This window comes from Aequorivita sp. Q41, assembly GCF_039831855.1.
In the GTDB taxonomy this organism is placed as follows: Bacteria; Bacteroidota; Bacteroidia; order Flavobacteriales; family Flavobacteriaceae; genus Aequorivita.
This window is the reverse complement of sequence record NZ_JBDPMS010000003.1, coordinates 162,487-184,046: the sequence shown is the minus strand read 5'-3', so window position 1 is coordinate 184,046 and position 21,560 is coordinate 162,487. Positions and strand designations below refer to the sequence as shown.

The window sequence follows — 21,560 nt, the reverse complement described above, 5'->3', positions numbered from 1 at the left end:
TTTTTAAGCCATGTTTTAGAAATATCGAAATAAAATTAAGGCTTGAAAGTACTTTAAGCTACACTAACGATTCTCTATTTTGTTTAAAATGGCACATCGTTATCATCATTCGTTGAAAAATCTTCGTTCATGGAGCTCCCGAAGGCTTCATTTGCTGATGGTAAATTTTTTGTTTTAAAGGTATCGTCGTTAGCTGCATCATTCATTCGGGAATGAATTTCCAATGGGGTATCGAAGGTATCGAGGCTTTCAAACTTACCAAGGTGACCAATAAACTTCAAGCGGATTTCATCTAAACCACCATTACGGTGCTTTGCTACAATAAATTCTGCCTGCCCAGCTGTTGGAGTATGCTCCTCATCATCCCATTCATCAATTTTATAGTATTCGGGACGGTAAATAAATGAAACAATATCTGCATCTTGTTCAATCGCTCCAGATTCACGAAGGTCAGAAAGCAACGGCCTTTTGCTTCCGCCACGAGTTTCAACAGCTCGCGAAAGTTGTGAAAGTGCGATTACTGGAATATTAAGCTCTTTTGCAAGCGCTTTTAAGTTTCTGGAAATGGTAGAGATTTCCTGTTCACGGTTTCCTCCTTTTTGACTTCCACCCGCGGTCATTAATTGCAAATAATCTACAATTATAAGTTTAATACCGTGTTGTGATGAAAGCCTTCTTGCTTTGGCACGTAAATCGAAAATAGATAATGATGGGGTATCATCAATAAAAAGTGGTGCTTTTTCAAGACCTTTTACTTTTACATTTAATTGCTCCCACTCATGTTTTTCTAAATTCCCTGTTCGCAATTTTTCAGAACTTAATTGTGTTTCAGAAGAAATTAATCTGGTTATTAGCTGAACTGAGGACATCTCCAAAGAGAAAAATGCTACGGGAATATTATGTTCTACAGCAATATTTCGTGCCATGGAAAGTGTTAAAGCTGTTTTACCCATACCTGGACGTGCAGCAATAATTATCAAATCACTAGGTTGCCAGCCCGAAGTAAGCTTATCTACTTTTGTAAACCCAGAGGGAACACCAGACAAGCCTTCTTTATTTGCAATCTCTTCAATACGTTTTTTTGCTTGAATTACAAGATTCTGAGCAGTTTCTGAAGAACGTTTTATATTTCCTTGTGTGACTTCATACAATTTTGCTTCAGCCGTGTCTAAAAGATCAAAAACATCTGTTCCTTCATTATAAGAATCTTCAATTATTTCATTTGAAATTTTTATCAAGCTTCGCTGTATATATTTTTGAAGAATAATACGCGCATGGAACTCAATATGTGCTGAAGAAGACACTTTTTGAGTTAGTTGAATTAAATAAAACTCACCTCCAACTAGCTCTATTTTACCTTGTTTCTTTAATTGTGTTGAAACGGTTAATAAGTCAACAGGTTGGCTGTTTTCAAACAAATTATAAATGGCTTCAAAGATGTATTGATGTGCTTGTTTGTAAAAAACCTCGGGGTGCAATATATCAATAACCTCATCTACACCTTTTTTATCAATCATCAAAGCCCCTAGCACAACCTCTTCTAAATCAATGGCTTGTGGTGGAATTTTACCTTTCTCAAGTGAGATAACTTGAGTAGATCGGGGTGAGAAACTGGTTTGAGGCTTGATTTTTTCCATAAAGCGAATGTAAAGAAAATGTTAAGAGGGATGTATGTATTTTTGTAAATCTATATTAACCAAGCTTCAACAATTGCACTGTTGAAAACTCCAAAATATTGTTAATAACCCGTAAAAAAATCCGAGGCTCTCGCTTCGGATTTACGGTATGGTAAGCTATAGTGAGTTTTAACTTTTAAACTCCCCCATATCTAAATATTTCTCCATTCTTTTTTTAATCAAATCTGTTGGGGATAACATTTTTAGATTAGCGTAGGTCTTGGAAATTGAACTTGCAACGGTAAGAAATGTTTTTTCTCTATCACTATGTGCTCCACCTAAGGGTTCTTTTATAATTTCATCGATCAGCTTTTGTTTTTTCATATCGATAGCTGTAAGCTTTAAAGCATCTGCTGCTTGTTCTTTAAACTCCCAGCTTCGCCATAAAATAGAAGAACAACTTTCAGGCGATATAACAGAATACCAGGTGTTTTCGAGCATCATTACTTTATCACCAACGCCAATTCCTAATGCCCCTCCACTGGCACCTTCACCAATAATTACAACAATAATTGGCACTTTAAGGCGTGTCATTTCCATGATATTTCGCGCAATTGCTTCTCCTTGTCCTCTTTCTTCTGCTTCTAAGCCAGGAAAAGCGCCAGGTGTATCGATAAAACAAACGACTGGGAGGTTAAATTTTTCGGCAGATTTCATTAAGCGAAGTGCTTTTCTATAGCCTTCTGGATTTGCCATTCCAAAGTTTCTATACTGGCGTGTTTTTGTATTATACCCCTTTTGTTGCCCTACAAACATATAGCTTTGATCGCCAATTTTTCCGAGGCCACCAACCATTGCTTTATCGTCTTTAAAACTACGGTCTCCGTGAAGTTCTAAAAAAGAATCCCCACATATGGCATTTATATAATCCATTGTATAGGGACGATCTGGGTGTCTAGAAAGTTGTACTCGTTGCCAAGGCGTTAGGTTTTTATATATATCCTTCTTAGTATCGTTAAGTTTTTTTTCAATTTGCTTACAGGTATTAGTAACGTCTACATCGCTTTCTTCACCTATAAGGCAAGCTTTTTCGTATTGTTCCTGTAATTCTTTTATAGGGAGTTCAAAATCAAGATATTCCATAATTAGTTCCTCTTTTTATAAAGGTTTGCGTACAAAGATAAAATTTTGTTTTAGGTGTTAAGCAATCTTCTACGTTTTCTTTCTTGTGTAATTTTAATAATTCCGTTTGCAACAACTGTTAGCAATATAATTAATGCGCCATAATAAAACTGTGGGCTCATATTTTCAGAATCCCCCAATACAATGAGTGCCAAAACGATACCATAAACAGGCTCCATGTTTATGGTAAGCATTACTGTATATGGACTAATCCATTTCATAACATGTATGGATGCTATAAATGCATAGGCGGTACAAACAGATGCTAAAAGTATTAAATATAACCAATCGTGGGCAGAAATGGCAAAAAATTCTGCAGTAAATCCCCCTGAAAACACCAAGTAAATACTAATTCCTAACACTCCAAACATCAGTTCATAAAATGAAATAGCTGATGCTTTATGCTTAATGACAAATTTCCCGTTAATGACAGAAAAAAGTGCGCTTAAAAATGCTGAAATAAGTGCGAGTACGATTCCTAAGGTATAGGATGTTTCTACATCAAAAATTATATAAAGTCCTACAACAACGATTAAGCCAAAGAGGACTTCATATAAAATAATTTTTCTACCATATAATAGCGGTTCTAATATGGATGCAAAAAAAGCACCTGTAGAAAGTACTGCAAGCGTTACAGATACGTTTGAAGCTTTAATTGCCCCAAAAAAAGTAAGCCAATGCAGTGCAATTATAATTCCAGCTAAGGCAAAACCACTTAATGTTTTAAGTGAAAACTTTAGTTTTTCTTTCCTAAATTTTAGAAATACAAAAACAATTAAAGTTGCTAATAGCATTCTAAACCATACAAGTGGAATTGCTTCTAGAGTAATTAAAGCACCTAAAACTGCTGTAAAGCCCCAGATGAAAACTATAAAATGTAGGTGTAGGTAGTTGAGTAGTTTATCGTTTCGCATTTCTTAAAAGGTAGATTGCCAATATCCCAAATATAAAATTTGGGAACCAAGTTGCTATAAATGGGGAAAAATCACTTTGTTCAGCCATAGTGCCAAATATTTTATCAAAAAATATAAAAACCATTCCTATGCTAATTCCAATTGCAAGGTTAACCCCCATTCCACCACGCCTTTTTACGGATGAAACAGCAACAGCAATTATGGTAAGTATGTATGCTGATACTGGCAAACTCCATCGTTTATAACGCACTACCTCATATCTATTTATATAGGAAGATCCACGCGCTTTTTCTTTCTCAATAAAATCATTAAGTTCTGTAAAGTTTAATGTTTCGGCTATATAGGTTACCGGCGTTAAGTCTTCCATTGAAAACGTAAAAACAGTGTCAAGTTTGTGTTTACTTTCAAGAATATCTGTTGTTTCACCAATAATCCGTTTTTTATAATTAAAGAGTGTATAGCTGCTATCGGCATCATTATACTTAATCTGTCCAGCGGAAATTTTATAAGTCATTTTATTACCTTCAAAATGCTCTAATGTAAAGTTACTTCCTATTTTTTCAGAAACATTAAAATAGCTTACATAAATATAATCGTTCTCATTTATCTGGGTATACACATTACTTTGATCGCGATCCTGTTTTCCTTTTTTTAGGTATGTGTATGAAAACTCATTAAAACCTTTGCTTGCTTTTGGCGCTAAATACATACTAAAACCCAACGCACAAATACATACTATTGTCGCTCCAATAATATACGGCCGGAGAAAACGATAATACGAAACCCCACTACTCAAAAATGCAACTACCTCTGTATTATTAGCCAGTTTTGATGTAAACCAAATTACCGAGAGAAATAGAAATAGTGGAAATAAAAGGTTCGCAAAATAAATGGTGAAATTATAGAGATAAATCATCACCTCCATAAACGGTACTTCATTTTCAAGGATTTTATCAATTTTTTCAGCAAGGTGAACTGTAATCCCGATAGGAATAAAAAGCAATAAAAGGAGCGTGAAAGTGCCCAAATATTTACGAAGTATGTATCTATCAAGTATGCTGAGCATCTTTATAATCTTTGATCCAGTTTTTTAACCATCGCGTTTTTCCATTCGGCAAAATCGCCCGCTAAGATATGTTTTCTGGCTTCACGAACCAACCACAAATAGAAACCTAAATTGTGAATAGTTGCAATTTGCCTGCCCAACATTTCATTTACCGTAAACAAATGACGCAGGTATGCTTTGCTATATTCTGTATCTACCCACGTAATTCCCATAGGGTCAATTACGGATAAATCTGCTTCCCACTTTTTATTTTTAATATTGATAATGCCTTCGGAAGTAAAAAGCATGCCGTTTCTTCCATTACGGGTTGGCATCACACAATCGAACATATCAATACCCAGTGCAATGTTTTCTAAAATATTTACTGGAGTTCCCACTCCCATTAAATAACGAGGCTTTTCCTTCGGAAGAATTTCCGTGACCACTGCTGTCATTTCATACATTTCATCTGCAGGCTCCCCTACTGAAAGCCCCCCAATAGCATTCCCTTCTGCGCCAACAGAGGCTATATATTCTGCAGATTGCTTGCGAAGATCTTTATAGGTACCTCCTTGAACTATTGGGAAAAATGTTTGCCCGTAGTCATATTTTAAAGGCGTTTTTTCCAAATGTTTTATACAACGGTCTAGCCAGCGATGCGTCATATGCATCGAGCGTTTCACATAATTGTATTCACATGGATATGGAGTACATTCATCAAAAGCCATTATAATATCCGCACCAATGGTACGTTGGATTTCCATAACATTTTCAGGAGTAAAAAAATGGTAACTCCCGTCAATATGGCTTTTAAACTTCACCCCTTCTTCCTTAATTTTTCTATTTGCAGAAAGTGAATAAACTTGGTACCCGCCACTATCAGTTAAAATATTTCGATCCCAATTCATAAATTTATGAAGCCCGCCAGCTTTTTCTAAAATCGGCATTTGGGGTCTTAAATATAAATGATAGGTGTTTCCAAGAATTATATCTGGGTTAATGTCTTCTTTTAACTCGCGCTGATGTACCCCTTTAACTGTTCCAACTGTACCCACAGGCATAAAAATTGGTGTTTCAATCACACCGTGATCTGTGGTTATCGTTCCAGCGCGGGCACTGCTTTGTATATCTGTAGCTTCTAATTTAAACTGCATTTAGCATATTTTATTGAGGATGCAAAGATAACTTTATAATTCTGAAATGAAGATTCTGAATTCAGAATTGAGCCGCATGTTAACAAAACATCCAAATCGTTAATAAAAGCACGCGTTACAACTTTGAACAGCCCGCTGAATGCGTTACTTTTGACACTGAAAACTAAAACACATTATGGCAGATTACAAAGCACTTGAGGATTTGGTGGTTCAGGTCCGAAGAGATATTTTACGACAAGTACACAAAGTAAATTCTGGGCATCCAGGAGGGTCATTGGGTTGTACCGAATTTTTCGTTGCATTATATAACGAATTGATGGAACGCAATGATAGCTTTACCATGGACGGAGAAGGAGAAGATGTATTTTTTCTTTCAAACGGACATATTTCCCCCGTTTTTTATAGTGTATTGGCAAGAGCTGGATATTTTCCAGTAGAAGAGCTAAATACCTTTCGTCTATTAAATTCCCGTTTACAAGGCCACCCAACAACCCATGAAGGCTTACCAGGTGTACGAATTGCATCGGGATCTTTAGGGCAAGGAATTTCCGTCTCTATTGGTGCCGCACTTGCTAAAAAACTTAATAAGGACAAGCATTTAGTCTATACACTTTGTGGTGATGGCGAATTACAAGAAGGTCAGAACTGGGAGGCAATTATGTATGCTGCTGGTAATAAAGTTGATAATTTAATTGTAGCTGTCGATTTAAATGGCCAACAAATAGATGGCTCTACAGATACTGTACTTCCTATTGGAAACTTAAGAGCAAAGCTGGAAGCTTTTGGTTGGGATGTTATTGATGTTGAAAAAGGAAATGATTTAAAAGCTATCATTTCAGGAATGACAACAGCAAAGGAGAAAACGGGAAATGGAAAACCTATTTGTGTTTTATTACATACAGTAATGGGCAACGGGGTTGACTTTATGATGCATACGCATGATTGGCACGGTAAAGCACCTAACGACCAGCAGTTAGAAACTGCACTTTCACAAAACCCTGTAACCTTGGGGGATTATTAAAATTGAAACTATTTTAGATGAAAAAATATACAGATACAGGTAAAAAAGATACTCGCTCAGGTTTTGGCGATGGATTAACAGCACTGGGAAAGAAAAATAAGAATGTAGTTGCACTTTGTGCAGACCTTACAGGTTCCTTAAAAATGGATGAGTTTAAAGAAAACCATCCAGAACGCTTCTTTCAGATAGGTATTGCAGAAGCAAATATGATTGGTATTGCAGCTGGAATGACCATTGGAGGTAAAATTCCATTTACTGGCACCTTCGCAAACTTTTCTACAGGAAGAGTTTACGATCAAATACGCCAAAGTGTAGCTTATAGCGGAAAAAACGTAAAAATTTGTGCTTCACATGCCGGTATTACTTTGGGTGAAGATGGAGCAACACACCAAATTTTGGAAGATATTGGACTGATGAAAATGCTTCCAGGAATGACTGTTATCAACACCTGTGATTACAATCAAACAAAAGCTGCTACCATCGCAATTGCTGATTATGAAGGCCCCGTTTATCTTCGTTTCGGAAGACCCAAAGTAGCAAATTTCACTCCAGCCGATCAAAACTTTCAAATAGGAAAAGCGGTTTTATTACAAGAAGGAACTGATGTTACAATCGTAGCAACAGGACATTTAGTATGGGAAGCGCTTCAAGCTGCCGAAACTTTAAATGAAAACGGAATTTCTGCCGAAGTAATAAACATTCATACTATAAAACCTTTGGATGCTGAAGCTATAATTAATAGCGTTAAAAAAACAGGTTGCGTTGTTACTGCTGAGGAGCATAACTTTCTGGGAGGCCTTGGTGAAAGTGTAGCGCGTTTACTGTCCACACAGCATCCAGCGCCACAAGAATTTATTGCCACACAAGATACGTTTGGTGAATCTGGCACACCAGAGCAATTAATGGACAAATACGGTTTAAATGCTTCTGCAATTGTAAATGCAGTTAAAAAAGTTATTGTACGCAAATAAGCAAATCAACTTGTAAATAAAAAATAGCCCTGCTTACTATAAGCAGGGCTATTTTTTATTTATTTCTATCGGGATTTTATTATTATATAGAAGGATCTAAATAATCAGGAACTCCATTTCCGTTTTTATCTGGAAAAGTAACATTCCCATTTACAATTTCAATTTCAAATTTTGTTAGCCTTCCGTCCCCATCATCATCATTATCTAAATAATTTGCTGCGCCAGTACCATCGGTATCATCATCTAGTAAATATTCATTGCCATTTATATCTTCCATATATGAAGGAACACCATCGCCGTCATGATCTGCGAGTTCAGTTGCAAACAATTCAAAAGAAAATATAAGTTGGTCGTATGCATTTAAATCTCCTGCGGGTGGATATTGAAAATAGCCTAGGCCAGAAGGAATAAATACAGCACCAATACCATAGTCTTTAAAAGTTAATGAGCCATCAGGGTTTGTAATTGGATCTCCTTTTGCACCTTTAAATTCAGGTATTATCGTTTGTAATCCAGCGATAATCTCATTTAAATCAAATCTAATTGGAATCACCGAGCTATCAAAAAGCTCCAAATTCATCATCCTTCCATCGTAGGTGTTTATAGTGAAATCTGAAAAATTAGGCCTATCCCCTTCGCCTTCACGTACTTTTAAATAATACAATTTATAGCTTACACTGGTATCAACACGATCTTTAACCTCCTTAAAAGTTACTTGTTCAATCAATGGTGTTTTAGAAGCATTATCGCCAGCAATTGTATCAAATTTTAGTTTAAAATTTTCTGGGTCTGCTTGAAACTCTTCATAATTATAAAAATGAGTTTCTAAGAAAGCTTCAATTTCAGCCTGAGCTATTGTAGCTTCCTCTCCGCGATCGTGAGGTGGAATTACTATAGGAGCATCTTCGTCATCCTTTTTACAGGAAACTGTAACTGTAAGCACTGCAAGCAATATGGCCACTCCGTATTTTATTTTTATCATCGTCAACTTTTTGTGGGCGCAAGATACAATTTTCCGTTATTTTTGCATACCACATTAACGTTGTTTTAGCGGAAATATATGAGGATTGATAAATATTTATGGAGTGTTCGGTATTTAAAAACCCGAAATATGGCAACGCAAGCGTGTAAAAAAGGTGCTGTACGTGTTAATGGCACCATTGTAAAACCATCGCGAGATGTTTATCCTGGAGATGTTATTTCACTTCGGAAAGAACAAGTAACCTATCAACTAGAAGTTCTTGATCTTCCTGTAAGCCGTGTTGGCGCAAAGCTTGTAGACATTTACAGAAAAGATACCACCCCAAAAGAAGCTTTTGAAACTAATGAAATGCTTCAATACGCAAAAACCTACTATAGAAAAAAAGGAGTGGGCAGACCTACTAAAAAAGACCGAAGAGATTTGGATGATTTTACAGAATCTCCAGAAAATAAAAAGGAAAACGAAGCATAACCAATCACCTTAAAAAAATCAGCTGATGCAAGAAATAGATGCAATAATTCTAAACAAAAAACAGATAGCTCACAAGATAAAGAGAATTGCCTATCAAGTTTATGAAACCAATGTGGATGAAAAAGTAGTGGTTATTGCTGGGATTATGAGCAATGGGTATCTACTCGCAAAAAAAATAAAAGCAGAATTAGAAAAAATTTCGCCTATAAAAGTATTGCTTTGTGAAGTTAAAATTGATAAGAAAAATCCTAGCTCTGAAATTAAAACGTCTCTAAAAAAAGAGGAATACAGCAATAAATCCCTATTACTAGTTGACGATGTTCTACACTCTGGAACCACCTTAATTTATGGCGTAAAACATTTTTTAGACGCACCATTAAAACAATTTAAAACAGCAGTACTTGTAGATAGAAATCATAAAAAGTACCCTATTAAGGCAGATTTTAAAGGAATTTCTCTGTCAACGTCACTTAATGAAAATGTTTCGGTCGTGTTTGAAAAAAATAATGATAGGGCTATTTTAGAATAGTTTTGAGACAATTTTAGCTACCACCGTATCCACACTCTCTGTGGTGTTTTCTATAACAAACTTTGATTGGTTATAATAAAAAACCCTTTCAAAAAGGTGTTTTCTAATAAAATCATGGAGACTTTCTTCCGTCTCTAGATGCGCTAATAGCGGCCTATTTGCTTTCTCTAAAAACAATCTTTTCACCAATATTTCTAGCGGAGTTTTTAGATAAAACGAGTGCACATCTTTTTTAGCTGTTATAGAAGCCATCGCGTCACCGTAACAGGGTGTACCTCCTCCTGTTGCCAAAACAAAATTTTCAGGGCTAGAAAGCAAGTTTTTTAAAATTTTATTTTCAATTTTTCGAAAATAGATTTCTCCTTTTTTAGAAAATAGTGTGGCAATCGAAACACCTTCTATTTTTTCTATTTCTGAATCCATATCTTTAAAAGGAAGTTTTAATTTTTCAGCAAGTTTTTTACCAACTGAAGATTTTCCACTTCCCATATATCCAATTAAGAGTATTTTCATAGCGTTCAAAGTACTTATTTTTCTTCTCCAGAAACAAATTTTGCTTTAATTTTTAAATAATTTTTAATCAAGATGGACAATTTTTAAAAAAAATGCATTTGTGAACCCCTGTTTTTCAGCTATTTTAAAATTTCTTGAAATTTAATTGAATTTCGTTTTGAAAAATTAATTTAATGATAGTATATTTGCACCCGCATTCAAGGGAAGACCTGGTAGCTCAGTTGGTAGAGCACCTCCCTTTTAAGGAGGTGGTCCTGGGTTCGAGCCCCAGCCAGGTCACAAATAGAAATACCAAACACCATCAAAACCCTGCTAATTTAATTATTAGCAGGGTTTTGTCTTTTTCAGCAATATCATTTAATTATAAAAATTTACAAAGCCTTAACAATCTTAAAATTTTGATCTAAATTTTATTCTTGTAACCACTATAGCTGATTTGACTTTCCTCTCATTTTTGGTTACCAATTAAGACGACAGCTATACTTAAAGCTTTAACGTTTTAATTTTATTTTGAATGTGTCTAGCATAGCAGTATAAACCTAACCCGATATACTATGTGGAAACAAATTAAAATGTAAATTCCAAAAAAGAAGATTCATACTCTTATACCAAACTGGGAATACAACATTTCCTCCTAGCCTCAAAGTCTAGAGCCTGAAAAGCAGATATTGGAACTGATGCTCAATACTTTTGCAGTAAAACCCTTTGCTTGAAATTTATATAAAGGGAAAAAATCTAAGCGTTTACTGACAATTGTCATTTTCTAAAAACCTTGACAAAAGTATTTTTGACAGCAATAACAGATACAACATATGGATAGTAATTTAATTACAAAATATAACGTTCCCGGCCCGCGCTATACCAGCTACCCTACAGTTCCTTATTGGAACAATGAAAAATTTTCGTTGAGCGAATGGATAAAAAACGTTGTTCAAAGCTTTTCTGAAAGTAATTCAAGTGAAGGAATAAGCTTATACATTCACCTTCCTTTCTGTGAAAGCTTATGTACCTTCTGTGGCTGCAACAAACGCATTACCAAAAACCACAAAGTGGAAACTCCTTATCTCGAATCTCTGTTGAAAGAATGGAGACTCTACCTTAAAATTTTTCCCGAGCGGCCTATTATTAAAGAATTGCACCTCGGTGGCGGAACTCCCACATTTTTTGATGCTGATAACCTACGACTACTTTTAAAAGGAATTTTTCGCGATGCGAGCATGGCTAAAAATCCTTCCTTTAGTTTTGAAGGACATCCTAATAATACTTCGGCTGCGCACCTACAAACTCTTTACGATTGTGGATTTACACGCGTGAGCTACGGTGTTCAGGATTACAACCCAACGGTGCAGGTTGCCATTCGTAGGATTCAACCTTTTGTAAATGTGAAAAATGCTACTGAAAAAGCTCGGGAGATTGGCTATACCTCCATAGGTCACGATATTATATTTGGACTTCCTTTTCAGAAAAAGGAACACATAATCTACACTATTGAAAAAACAAAGGAATTAATGCCAGACCGTATTGCATTTTACAGTTATGCTCACGTGCCGTGGATAAAAGGCAACGGGCAACGAGGTTTTAAAGAAATTGATTTACCTAGTGCAACGGAAAAGAGTGAAATGTACAAAATAGGAAAAAGAATACTTGAGAAAGCTGGATACGTAGAAATAGGTATGGATCACTTTGCCCTTACCGCTGACAGTTTACACAAAGCTGCGGAAGAAAAAAAACTACACCGTAATTTTATGGGATACACTGAAAGCAAAACTCAATTAATGATTGGGTTGGGTGTTTCAGCAATTGGTGATAGTTGGTACAGTTTTGGTCAAAACTCAAAAAATGTAGAGGAATATCAAGATTTGGTAGAACAGCAAATTCTTCCCATTTATCGCGGACATATATTAAATAAGGAAGATCTCGTCATCCGCAAACACATTTTAAATTTAATGTGCACCCTAGAAACTTCATGGAAAAATAAGGAACTTCAATTTGAAGAACTTTCTGAAGCACTTGTAAGCTTAAAGGAAATGGAAGCTGATGGTTTGGTCAATATTGAAAAAGATTGCTTAATTGTAAATGAAAAAGGCCGGCCATTTGTGCGTAACATATGTATGGCTTTCGATATACTGCTGCAGCGCAGTAAACCCGAAACCCAATTATTTTCAATGACGGTATAATACTTTTTCTTTCTATAAAAAGAAATGTTAATCCTCCTTATTCTTCTTTTTCCCCTTCATTACAAAATTGATTACCAAAGCAGTAAGTACAATACACACCACTGCAAAGACAATAATTATTGCGGTGCCCGCGCCCCAATTTGCTATAGGAAGTATAGATTCTGCCATAATTTGAAAAGTTTAAAGGTTAATTGTTTTTTTTGAAACCACTGGTTGACAATTATAACTGGCATCGACGGTTTCTGTAATTGGTTTGGGTGAAATATATGGAATCCCTAAGCCTAAGCCACGAACAATAAAAAGACAGCCTATAATTACCACAAATACTGGTATTGCACGACGAATGCGTTGGCGCACTTGCCCATTTAAAAAATTCCCGAGGTAAATAGCCGACGTCATCAGCGGAAGGGTGCCCAATCCGAAAACCGCCATATATAAACTTCCCTGCAAAGTTTTTCCAGAAGCAATAGCACCAAACAAAGCCATATAAACCAAGCCACACGGAAGAAACCCATTTAAAAAACCAATGGTTAAAAACGTGTCGGGAGTTTTCTTTTTTAGTTCTTTTCCTAATGCCGATTTTACTTTTGAAATGATTTTATATAGTGGTTTTGAAAAGTTGTATTTATTAAACGTTTTCTGCGGAAGTAAAACCACAAATACCATCAACACCCCTATAATTATTGAAAGCTGTTGCTGAAAACCAAAAAGGTTCAAACTTTTACCTACCAATCCAAACACCAATCCTAAAATACTATATGCCAAAATACGCCCAAAATGATATAAAAATATCTGACCCATTTTTTTAAAATGATTGTTGCTGTCAACCGGTAATAAAAAAGCAATAGGTCCACACATCCCCACGCAGTGGAAGCTTCCCAATAATCCGAATACGAGTGCGGTCGCTAACATTTTTTAGGTTTTAGTTAATAAACAATTTCATTTTTATATAAATAGTCCTCTCCTTTATAATTCCATTGAACAATAATGTTCCAACGGCCGGCCACCAAACGTTCGTCAGGTATGAGCAAATTTGGATTTATAAGCTTCAGCGGAAGATGAAAATCCATTTGTTTGTTAGACGGCCTATAAAGGAACACAGTACCTTCTATTTTTGAGTAATCAATATTTTTTGGAAACTTGAGCATCCAACCTTCCGTAATTTTTTTACCTGAAATAGTACTCTCCAATGAGTTAGAGTTTTCCTCTGCATCAATTTCTTTTTGATAGACCATTTCTTTTTTATAGTATTCGTCGGTTACCAAATCGTAATCGTACTTTTTGTCCGTGCTTATTTTTATAACGAAAAACATTATAAATGCTATAAATAGCGCTAATACAATCACTAATCCTGTTCCCCAGTTTATTTTCATAACTTCATATTAATATTACTTATAGCTTCGTGGTCCTAAAAAAGTTACGCTCGTGGTTTCTATTAAATCTTCCCCGCTATAAACTTCAATAACAGCTCGGTTTTTATCACCACTTAAGGCGGTGTTCTTTATTTCAATAAAGAGTGTTCCTTGTGCCAAATCCTGTGCAGGAACAGTAATTTCACCCTGTTTCACAGTGTGAATGGTTCCTTTTGGAGATTTCAGTTTAAAATGAATCTCTTCAATATCTTTCGTGGTTTTATTCAACAACTTATAAGTAAAAACATTGCTAATAATATTAGCAGCTTTATGCTCATAAAGTTGACCAGGGAGGCGAAGAATATTCGCTTCTACATCGCTTCTTAAAAATAACATTCCGCTTAGTACGCCAATCAAAATTACCAAAACTGCGGTATACCCTTTTAGACGTGGCGTGAATTTAAATGGAGCTTTCTTTTCAATATTTTCTTCACTGGCATAGCGGATCAATCCCTTTGGTAGCTTCACGGCTTCCATAATGCTATCGCATTCGTCAATACAAGCCGTACAGTTTACACATTCCAACTGTGTTCCATTACGAATATCAATCCCTGTTGGGCATACATTCACACATTGAAAACAATCAATGCAGTCTCCTTTTCTTGAAGCTATACGATCTTCATTTTTCTTGAACTTTGCGCGACCCGCTTCCTTTTCACCACGTTTATGGTCATAAGCCACAACAATAGATTTAGTGTCAAGCAAAACGCTCTGCAACCTACCATAAGGACAGGCTATAATACAAACCTGCTCTCGAAACCAAGCAAATATAAAATAGAAAACTCCAGTAAAAATAAACAGTGAAATCAGCGTGCTGATATGATTTAAAGGGCCTTCAAAAACGTATTGAAGCAATCTATCACTTCCTATAAAGTAGGCCAAAAAAACATTAGCAATAAGAAAGGAAATGATAAAGAAGATAATCCATTTTAGGACACGTTTTCTAATCTTTTCGGTATTCCAAGATTGTTTATCCAAACGAATTTGAGCACCGCGATCCCCATCTATCCAGTATTCTATTCTTCGAAAAACCATTTCCATAAAAATGGTCTGCGGACAAATCCATCCACAAAAAATTCTTCCAAAAGCAGCAGTAAAAAGAATAATGAATACTACTCCAATAATCATCATTATTACAAAGAGATAAAAGTCTTGCGGCCAAAATGGAAATCCTAAAATATTAAAACGACGCTCTAGCAAATTGAATAGCAAAAACTGGTTGCCATTAATTTTCACAAATGGTGCAGCAAATAAGAAAGCAAGCAGAATATAACTTACATATTTTCGATATTGGTATAATTTACCTGAAGGCTTTTTAGGGTAAACCCAAGCTCTTTTGCCTTCTTCTGTCATTGTTCCCAAACTGTCGCGGAACCTTTCGTTTTCTGGAGTATCCAATTTTTTTTTACTGTTAATGATTATAGTAATTATTCAGTTAAGGCGCTTTCATTTTTCCAAATATCACCTTCGGGATCTTTTCCATCTGGAGGGTTTGTTCCGTATAGACTCAATACATAACTGGCTACTTGAGCAATTTCACCTGGTTTTAAATCAGACTTCCAAGGAATCATTCCTTTTCCAGCACGTCCTCCTTCACTAATCGTGTGAAACACATTCTTTATTCCGCCACCCAAAATCCAATTATCATCAGTAAGATTTGGGCCAATTCCACCACCACCACTTTCTTTATGGCAAGCCACGCAATTTTCTGAAAATATGGTTTTTCCTGCTGCAATATCTGAAGGCTCAGTTAATAGTTCAACCGTTTCTGCATCAATCAAGTCTTGATTATTTTTTTTATACTCGGCTATTTCTTCTTTCGCTATCGCAACTTCAACTTTATATTCATCTATTTGGTTTGGGCCATCAAAAACTTCATAATAAACAAAATAAGCTACTCCAAAAACAATGGTAATATAAAATAGATAGGTCCACCAAGGCGGGAGGTTATTGTCTAACTCCCGAATTCCATCGTAATTATGATCCAGCACAATTTCCTGTTCACTTTCAATGGGTTTTGCACCGAGCATTTCTGTATATTTTCTTTTAAACCAAGCAAAACGGTTCTCGTTGCGTACAGCTTCCATCGTTTTATAACGTTCTTTTGCTTCATCATTTAACCCTGCAAACAAAACACGCTGTAATGCTGCGGCAATTATTTCTACAGCAATAGCAAAGAGAAACACCATTGCTAGAATCGCCCAGATAATTGGATATTGTATTATCGCCCAACCTTCTCCAGTATCAACAATGAGTTCCAAGAGAAAAAAAGCAAGAATCATAAAACCGATAACCCTTATATATGACATAGTAGTTTTCATAACAATTCTTTGTTTTGATTGTTAGTATCTGTATCTAATGGAATATTGCTCACTTCAGTTATGTGGTCTTTCTTCGCTGTAAATACCCAGTAAAAAAGCACTACAAAAAAGATAAAGAATATCAATAGCGATATCAAGGGATAGATTTGAACGCCATCAATGTTTTCGAGGTTTCCTTTTATAAATCTTAACATAATTATTCGTTTTCGGCCGAAGCATTTTCAGCGGTTTTTACTTTAATATCTGTTCCCAAGCGTTGCAAATACGCTATAACTGCTACAATTTCACGGTTTTTCATTTCGATAAAATCTTCCCCGTTTTCTTGTGCGTATTTTTTGTCCGCTTCATAAGTCTTTTCAAAGTCGGGATCGTTGTAGAGGTTCTTTTCTATTTTTGTTCCTTGTTCGTCCATCAATTCTTGGGCGCTTGCTATTTCTTCTTCCGAATATGGCACTCCAAGAGTAACCAAGGCTCTCATTTTTGCTTCGGTGGTTGATTTATCCAACTCTGAAGTTATCAACCACGTATATCGAGGCATAATAGATCCTGTTGAAGTACCCTGTGGATCATACATATGGTTTAAGTGCCAACTGTCTGAATACTTCCCACCAATACGATGTAAATCTGGCCCCGTACGTTTACTTCCCCACAAGAAGGGATGGTCGTAAACATACTCGCCCGATTTCGAATATTCGCCATAGCGTTCCACTTCACTTCTAAAAGGTCGGATCATTTGTGTATGGCAGTTTACACAACCCTCACGAATGTATATGTCTCTTCCTTCCAATTCTAACGGAGTGTAAGGTTTTACACTGGATATTACTGGCACATAATCATCTACCATCAACGAAGGAATAATTTGTACCGCCCCCCCTATCAAAATTGCAATAGTCGCATAGATTGTTAATTTAACAGGACGACGCTCTAACCAAGTATGCCAGCCTTCGCCAGTAGTCTGTTTTTTTGTTACAGGCACTAAAGCTGCGGCTTCTGCAAGTTCATCGCTTACTTTACTACCGCTTCTGGCTGTCATTACTATGTTGTAGAGCAAAATAAATGCTCCTACTATATATAGTGTTCCTCCAATGGCACGCATCCAGTACATTGGCATAATTTGAATTACCGTTTCAAGAAAGTTTGGATATTTAAGATTTCCATCAGGGTTAAATTGGTTCCACATAGAAGATTGCATAAATCCTGCAACATACATTGGTAATGCATACATTATGATACCCAAAGTACCAATCCAGAAATGTGTATTGGCTAGCTTAATGGAATACAGTTTTGTTTTAAAAAGACGCGGTACCATCCAATAAATCATACCAAAAGTCAGGAATCCATTCCAGGCAAGTGCGCCAACATGAACGTGCGCAATAATCCAGTCGCTAAAGTGTGCGATTGCATTTACATTTTTAAGGGAAAGCATGGGGCCTTCAAAAGTTGCCATCCCATAACCTGTTATTGCCACAACCATAAATTTTAAAACTGGATCAATACGCACTTTGTCCCAAGCACCACGGAGCGTTAAAAGCCCATTAATCATTCCTCCCCAAGACGGCGCTAAAAGCATTACAGAGAAAGCAACACCCAAATTCTGCGCCCATTCAGGAAGCGCGGTATACAACAAGTGGTGCGGACCCGCCCAGATATAGATGAAGATTAATGACCAAAAGTGAACAATAGAAAGTCGGTAGGAATATACTGGCCTGTTGGCAGCTTTTGGCACAAAATAATACATCAACCCAAGGAAAGGGGTGGTAAGAAAAAATGCCACCGCATTATGCCCATACCACCACTGTACCAGTGCATCCTGCACCCCTGCATACATTGAATAACTCTTTAAAGCCGTGACGGGAATTGCCATACTATTTACAATATGTAGAACCGCAACGGTTACCCAAGTTCCCAAATAAAACCACAGCGCAACATATAAATGGCGTTGGCGTCTTTTAACCATTGTCATAATCAAGTTGATTCCAAAAGCCACCCAAATTACGGCGATAGCAATATCAAAAGGCCATTCAAGCTCGGCGTATTCCTTTGAGGTTGTGTAACCCAACGGAAGTGTAATTGCAGCCCCTACAATAATTGCCTGCCAGCCCCAAAAGTTTAGATTACTTAAAAAAGTACTCCACATACGTGCTTTTAGCAAACGTTGGGAAGAATAATAAACTCCAGCAAAAATTGCATTTCCAACAAAGGCAAAAATCACAGCATTTGTGTGTAACGGTCGCAAACGTCCGAAGCTAAGCCAAGAAACACCTTCTGTTAAATTAGGAAACAAAAACAAAAAAGCCAGCAGCAAGCCAACACTCATGCCAATGAGTCCCCAAAATATGGTCGCATTTATAAATTTTTTGACAATTTGGTTGTCGTAGTAAAACTGTTCTGTTTGCATAGTTTTAATAGAATTATTGTATTGGATTGGTTATTTTTTCTTTTGAAGTTTTAGTTTTAGCTGAAGCATCTTCTTTTACAAGTTCATCTTCAAAAAGCATTCTTACAGAAGGAGTATAAGTATCATCGTATTGTCCTTTTTTAACTGAAAATATAAACAGCACAAAAAAGATGAGCGCTACGAAAACACTGATTGCCAATAGCATATAAATAATATTCATACTTGAAATATATTATTCAAAATTATTATTGTGAGTTCCTTTAAAATATGACATTTGTCAACTTTGCTTATTTATATCCATCTTTAATTTCTTCCCAATATATTGAGTGGCGATTGTTGTAAAAATCACGATACTAATGGAACTTAAAGGCATCAAAATAGCAGCAACAACAGGTTTCAAATGTCCCGAAACTGCAAACGAAAGCCCTACCAAATTGTAAAACAATGAAAGGAGAAATGCCCATTTTATAATTTGAACGCTGGTTTTTGAAAAATTCAAATAATCACCAATTTTTTTAAACTGTGAAGCATCCAGAATTCCATCGCAAGCAGGTGAAAAGACGTTGGTATTCTCTGAAACAACAAGGCCTACATTGCTTTGTTTTAGGGCTCCTGCATCATTGAGCCCATCGCCTATCATCAACACCTGTTTCCCATTTTTTTGAAGGGTCTTTATAAAATTGAGTTTGTCAGCTGGTTTCTGGTTGAAATAGAGTTTTGTGCCCTTAGGAAGCAATTTTTCTAGCCTTTCGCGTTCACCTTCGTTGTCTCCAGAAAGGACGATTACATTTTTATCACTTCCTAATTGGTCAAAAATTTCAGCAACACCTTCTCTATACTCACTATTGAATATGTAACAGCCTTTATAAACTTTATTAGCACTAATATGAACGGTGGTTTTATTTTTTATCTCGGATGTATTTTTATCATAAAACCCAACAAATTCATACGAACCAACTTTAATGGAATTGTCATTAAAATTTGCGGTAATCCCCTTCCCTACTTCTTCCTTAAAATCGTCTAAAGTTCGAATTTCGTTGGTATCCAAAATATTATAAAGGGAACGGCTAAGCGGATGACTGGATGCTCTAAGCGTACTTGTGAGCAATCGTTTTTCTTCGGTTGAAAGCGCGACGCCTTCATATGTAATTAGATTTTTTTTATTCGTAGTGAGTGTTCCTGTTTTATCAAAAACGACAGTGTCTAACTTCGCCATTTGTTCAATTATGGAAGCTTCCTTTAAATACAGCTTCTCTCTTCCGAAGATTCGCAATACGTTGCCTAAAGTGAACGGTGCTGCAAGCGCAATAGCACACGGACAGGCAACAATCAAAACCGATGTGAAAACATTAAACGCCTTTGAAGGGGCAACTACCAACCAAAAAATAGTGGATATAAAAGCAATTAAAAGAAGAACGACGGTAAAGCGCTTACTAATATTGTCTGTTATATTCTCAAAAACTCCTGTTTTATCCTTGCTAAAAACAGCATTACTCCAAAGTTGAGTCAAGTAGCTTTGCGCCACAGGTTTTAGCACTTCTACCTCCAAAACCCCAGCTTGTTGTTTTCCTCCAGCAAACAATTTATCACCACTTTGTTTTGAGACTGGTTCAGCTTCGCCCGTAACAAAACTGTAATCTATCAGCGCATTTCCTTTTATTAAAAGTGCATCAACTGGAAGAATTTCGTTATTGCGAATTAGCAAACGGTCACCTTTTTTTACGGTATAAACCTCAGTCTGCTCTTCCACCGTTTTTCCGTTATTATTTTTGAAAAGTCGTGTAACAGCAATGGGGAAATATGATTTGTAGTCGCGCTCAAAAGAAAGGTAGCTATAGGTTTTCTGCTGAAAAAATTTCCCGAGAAGCAAAAAGAAAACTAGGCCAGCAAGGCTGTCAAAAAATCCCGTCCCCCAATCCATAACGATATCCAGCGTACTTCTTATAAAGAGCACAGCGATTCCCAAAGCAATGGGCACATCTATATTTAAAATTCTTGAACGGAGTCCTTTGTATGCAGAAGTAAAGTAACCACTCCCCGAATAAAAAACAACAGGAAGCGCAAACGCAAACATCAACCAACGAAAAAATGGTTTAAACTGATCCAACCAAAATTCGGAATGCTCAAAATATTCTGGGAATGAAAGGAACATAATATTTCCGAAAGCAAACCCAGCTATACCCAATTTATAAGTTAGGCTTCGATTGATATATTTCTCTTTTTTATCGGAATCGTCCAGGGAGATGTAGGGGTCATAACCTATTCTACCTAATAGCGTAACTAGTTCTTTAAGTGAACTCTCTTCAGCAGTATATGTAATGCGAACTGTCTTTTCGGGAAAATTTACTTGCGATGCTTTGACAGCAGTAACTAATTTATTAAGGTTTTCGAGTATCCAAATACAACTGCTGCAATGAATTGATGGAATTAAAAACGAAACAATCTGAGTGTTGCCATCATTAAATTCAAGAAGCTTTTCTACAATAGATTCATTGTCTAAAAAATCGTATATACCAGCTATTTCTTTAGGCGATATACCTGGTGTGTTTTCAAGGTCGTAATAATAGCTTAAATTGTTATCATGAAGTATATCGTAAACAGTTTTGCAGCCGTGACAACAAAAGGATTTTTCCTCATGTTTAATTTCAACATCCAAGCAGGGGTCGCCACAGTGAAAACAGTTAACCATTACGCTAAAAATTGCTTTTTATTAGTCCTGCAAAGTTCAGCTACCAAATGGTTTTACAATATGACAATTATCAGCTTTTCACATTAATCTAAAAATAAATTAACACAAAAGAACACACTCCTACAGAGATGTAGGTGTGCTTCTTTGTGTTTTGTAAGATATAGA

21 protein-coding genes and 1 tRNA gene are annotated in these 21,560 nt (G+C 36.2%); 6 read left to right on the top strand and 16 right to left on the bottom strand.

From position 1 onward, the window contains the following. Window positions 1-83: 83 nt before the first annotated feature. The 5 genes from dnaB to tgt form a co-directional block, all read right to left on the bottom strand. The gene (gene dnaB / locus ABJ955_RS12535; RefSeq protein WP_347374974.1) at window positions 84-1,637 is read right to left on the bottom strand and encodes a replicative DNA helicase; all 1,554 of its coding nucleotides are present in this window, start codon (window positions 1,635-1,637) and stop codon (window positions 84-86) included. Window positions 1,638-1,805: 168 nt separating this feature from the next. Next, window positions 1,806-2,759, bottom strand: a complete 954-nt coding sequence (locus tag ABJ955_RS12530; RefSeq protein WP_347374973.1) for an acetyl-CoA carboxylase carboxyltransferase subunit alpha — start codon at window positions 2,757-2,759, stop codon at window positions 1,806-1,808. Between the two features lie 50 nt (window positions 2,760-2,809). Further along, window positions 2,810-3,712 (bottom strand): DMT family transporter, encoded by a 903-nt coding sequence (locus tag ABJ955_RS12525; protein ID WP_347374972.1) that lies wholly within the window; start codon window positions 3,710-3,712, stop codon window positions 2,810-2,812. After that, the gene (locus ABJ955_RS12520) at window positions 3,699-4,778 is read right to left on the bottom strand and encodes an LptF/LptG family permease (RefSeq protein WP_347374971.1); all 1,080 of its coding nucleotides are present in this window, start codon (window positions 4,776-4,778) and stop codon (window positions 3,699-3,701) included. The genes ABJ955_RS12525 and ABJ955_RS12520 overlap by 14 nt, the downstream gene beginning before the upstream one ends. A 2-nt stretch (window positions 4,779-4,780) precedes the next feature. After that, window positions 4,781-5,911, bottom strand: coding sequence for a tRNA guanosine(34) transglycosylase Tgt (gene tgt, locus ABJ955_RS12515; protein WP_347374970.1), 1,131 nt, complete (start codon window positions 5,909-5,911; stop codon window positions 4,781-4,783). 175 nt (window positions 5,912-6,086) lie between these two features. Here tgt and ABJ955_RS12510 point away from each other — a divergent pair, with 175 nt between their 5' ends. Both ABJ955_RS12510 and ABJ955_RS12505 read left to right on the top strand, forming a co-directional pair. Continuing rightward, window positions 6,087-6,932, top strand: a complete 846-nt coding sequence (locus ABJ955_RS12510) for a transketolase (RefSeq protein WP_347374969.1) — start codon at window positions 6,087-6,089, stop codon at window positions 6,930-6,932. A gap of 17 nt (window positions 6,933-6,949) precedes the next feature. Beyond that, window positions 6,950-7,903: a transketolase family protein gene (locus ABJ955_RS12505; protein WP_347374968.1), complete on the top strand. Its 954-nt coding sequence runs from the start codon at window positions 6,950-6,952 to the stop codon at window positions 7,901-7,903. An 82-nt stretch (window positions 7,904-7,985) separates the two neighbouring features. Here the strand turns inward: ABJ955_RS12505 and ABJ955_RS12500 are convergent, their stop codons facing one another. Beyond that, window positions 7,986-8,885 (bottom strand): hypothetical protein, encoded by a 900-nt coding sequence (locus ABJ955_RS12500; RefSeq protein WP_347374967.1) that lies wholly within the window; start codon window positions 8,883-8,885, stop codon window positions 7,986-7,988. Window positions 8,886-8,963: 78 nt separating this feature from the next. On the opposite strand from ABJ955_RS12500, the gene ABJ955_RS12495 reads away from it, so the two are divergent. Together ABJ955_RS12495 and ABJ955_RS12490 are read left to right on the top strand one after the other, a co-directional pair. Next, the gene (locus tag ABJ955_RS12495; protein WP_347374966.1) at window positions 8,964-9,356 is read left to right on the top strand and encodes an RNA-binding S4 domain-containing protein; all 393 of its coding nucleotides are present in this window, start codon (window positions 8,964-8,966) and stop codon (window positions 9,354-9,356) included. 25 nt (window positions 9,357-9,381) lie between these two features. Further along, complete coding sequence (locus ABJ955_RS12490) at window positions 9,382-9,885, top strand: phosphoribosyltransferase family protein (RefSeq protein WP_347374965.1); 504 nt, start codon at window positions 9,382-9,384, stop codon at window positions 9,883-9,885. Here the strand turns inward: ABJ955_RS12490 and ABJ955_RS12485 are convergent. Then, window positions 9,877-10,398, bottom strand: a complete 522-nt coding sequence (locus tag ABJ955_RS12485; protein WP_347374964.1) for a shikimate kinase — start codon at window positions 10,396-10,398, stop codon at window positions 9,877-9,879. The two genes, ABJ955_RS12490 and ABJ955_RS12485, sit on opposite strands and share 9 nt — an antisense overlap. Window positions 10,399-10,604: 206 nt before the next feature. Between ABJ955_RS12485 and ABJ955_RS12480 the strand changes: the two genes are divergently transcribed. After that, window positions 10,605-10,677 (top strand) — tRNA-Lys (locus ABJ955_RS12480). Between the two features lie 533 nt (window positions 10,678-11,210). Then, complete coding sequence (gene hemN / locus ABJ955_RS12475; protein WP_347374963.1) at window positions 11,211-12,575, top strand: oxygen-independent coproporphyrinogen III oxidase; 1,365 nt, start codon at window positions 11,211-11,213, stop codon at window positions 12,573-12,575. A gap of 27 nt (window positions 12,576-12,602) precedes the next feature. Here hemN and ABJ955_RS12470 read toward each other — a convergent pair whose 3' ends face one another. From ABJ955_RS12470 to ABJ955_RS12430, 9 genes are read right to left on the bottom strand one after another with little or no spacing between them, the layout of a single operon-like run. Then, complete coding sequence (locus tag ABJ955_RS12470) at window positions 12,603-12,743, bottom strand: hypothetical protein (RefSeq protein ID WP_347374962.1); 141 nt, start codon at window positions 12,741-12,743, stop codon at window positions 12,603-12,605. A gap of 12 nt (window positions 12,744-12,755) precedes the next feature. Further along, entirely contained in the window at window positions 12,756-13,487 is a 732-nt protein-coding gene (locus tag ABJ955_RS12465; protein WP_347374961.1) for a sulfite exporter TauE/SafE family protein, read from the bottom strand. A 14-nt stretch (window positions 13,488-13,501) separates the two neighbouring features. Continuing rightward, entirely contained in the window at window positions 13,502-13,948 is a 447-nt protein-coding gene (locus ABJ955_RS12460; RefSeq protein WP_347374960.1) for a FixH family protein, read from the bottom strand. A 15-nt stretch (window positions 13,949-13,963) separates the two neighbouring features. Beyond that, window positions 13,964-15,385, bottom strand: a complete 1,422-nt coding sequence (gene ccoG, locus ABJ955_RS12455; protein WP_347374959.1) for a cytochrome c oxidase accessory protein CcoG — start codon at window positions 15,383-15,385, stop codon at window positions 13,964-13,966. 29 nt (window positions 15,386-15,414) lie between these two features. Continuing rightward, window positions 15,415-16,308: a cbb3-type cytochrome c oxidase N-terminal domain-containing protein gene (locus tag ABJ955_RS12450; protein WP_347374958.1), complete on the bottom strand. Its 894-nt coding sequence runs from the start codon at window positions 16,306-16,308 to the stop codon at window positions 15,415-15,417. After that, window positions 16,305-16,502 (bottom strand): CcoQ/FixQ family Cbb3-type cytochrome c oxidase assembly chaperone, encoded by a 198-nt coding sequence (locus tag ABJ955_RS12445; protein WP_347374957.1) that lies wholly within the window; start codon window positions 16,500-16,502, stop codon window positions 16,305-16,307. The genes ABJ955_RS12450 and ABJ955_RS12445 overlap by 4 nt, the downstream gene beginning before the upstream one ends. Before the next feature lie 2 nt (window positions 16,503-16,504). Next, the gene (ccoN, locus tag ABJ955_RS12440) at window positions 16,505-18,706 is read right to left on the bottom strand and encodes a cytochrome-c oxidase, cbb3-type subunit I (protein WP_347374956.1); all 2,202 of its coding nucleotides are present in this window, start codon (window positions 18,704-18,706) and stop codon (window positions 16,505-16,507) included. Window positions 18,707-18,719: 13 nt separating this feature from the next. After that, window positions 18,720-18,926 carry a cbb3-type cytochrome oxidase assembly protein CcoS gene (gene ccoS / locus ABJ955_RS12435; protein WP_347374955.1) on the bottom strand — a complete coding sequence of 69 codons (207 nt, stop codon included), beginning with the start codon at window positions 18,924-18,926 and terminating at the stop codon, window positions 18,720-18,722. A gap of 57 nt (window positions 18,927-18,983) precedes the next feature. After that, the gene (locus ABJ955_RS12430) at window positions 18,984-21,395 is read right to left on the bottom strand and encodes a heavy metal translocating P-type ATPase metal-binding domain-containing protein (RefSeq protein ID WP_347374954.1); all 2,412 of its coding nucleotides are present in this window, start codon (window positions 21,393-21,395) and stop codon (window positions 18,984-18,986) included. Between the last annotated feature and the right edge of the window lie 165 nt (window positions 21,396-21,560).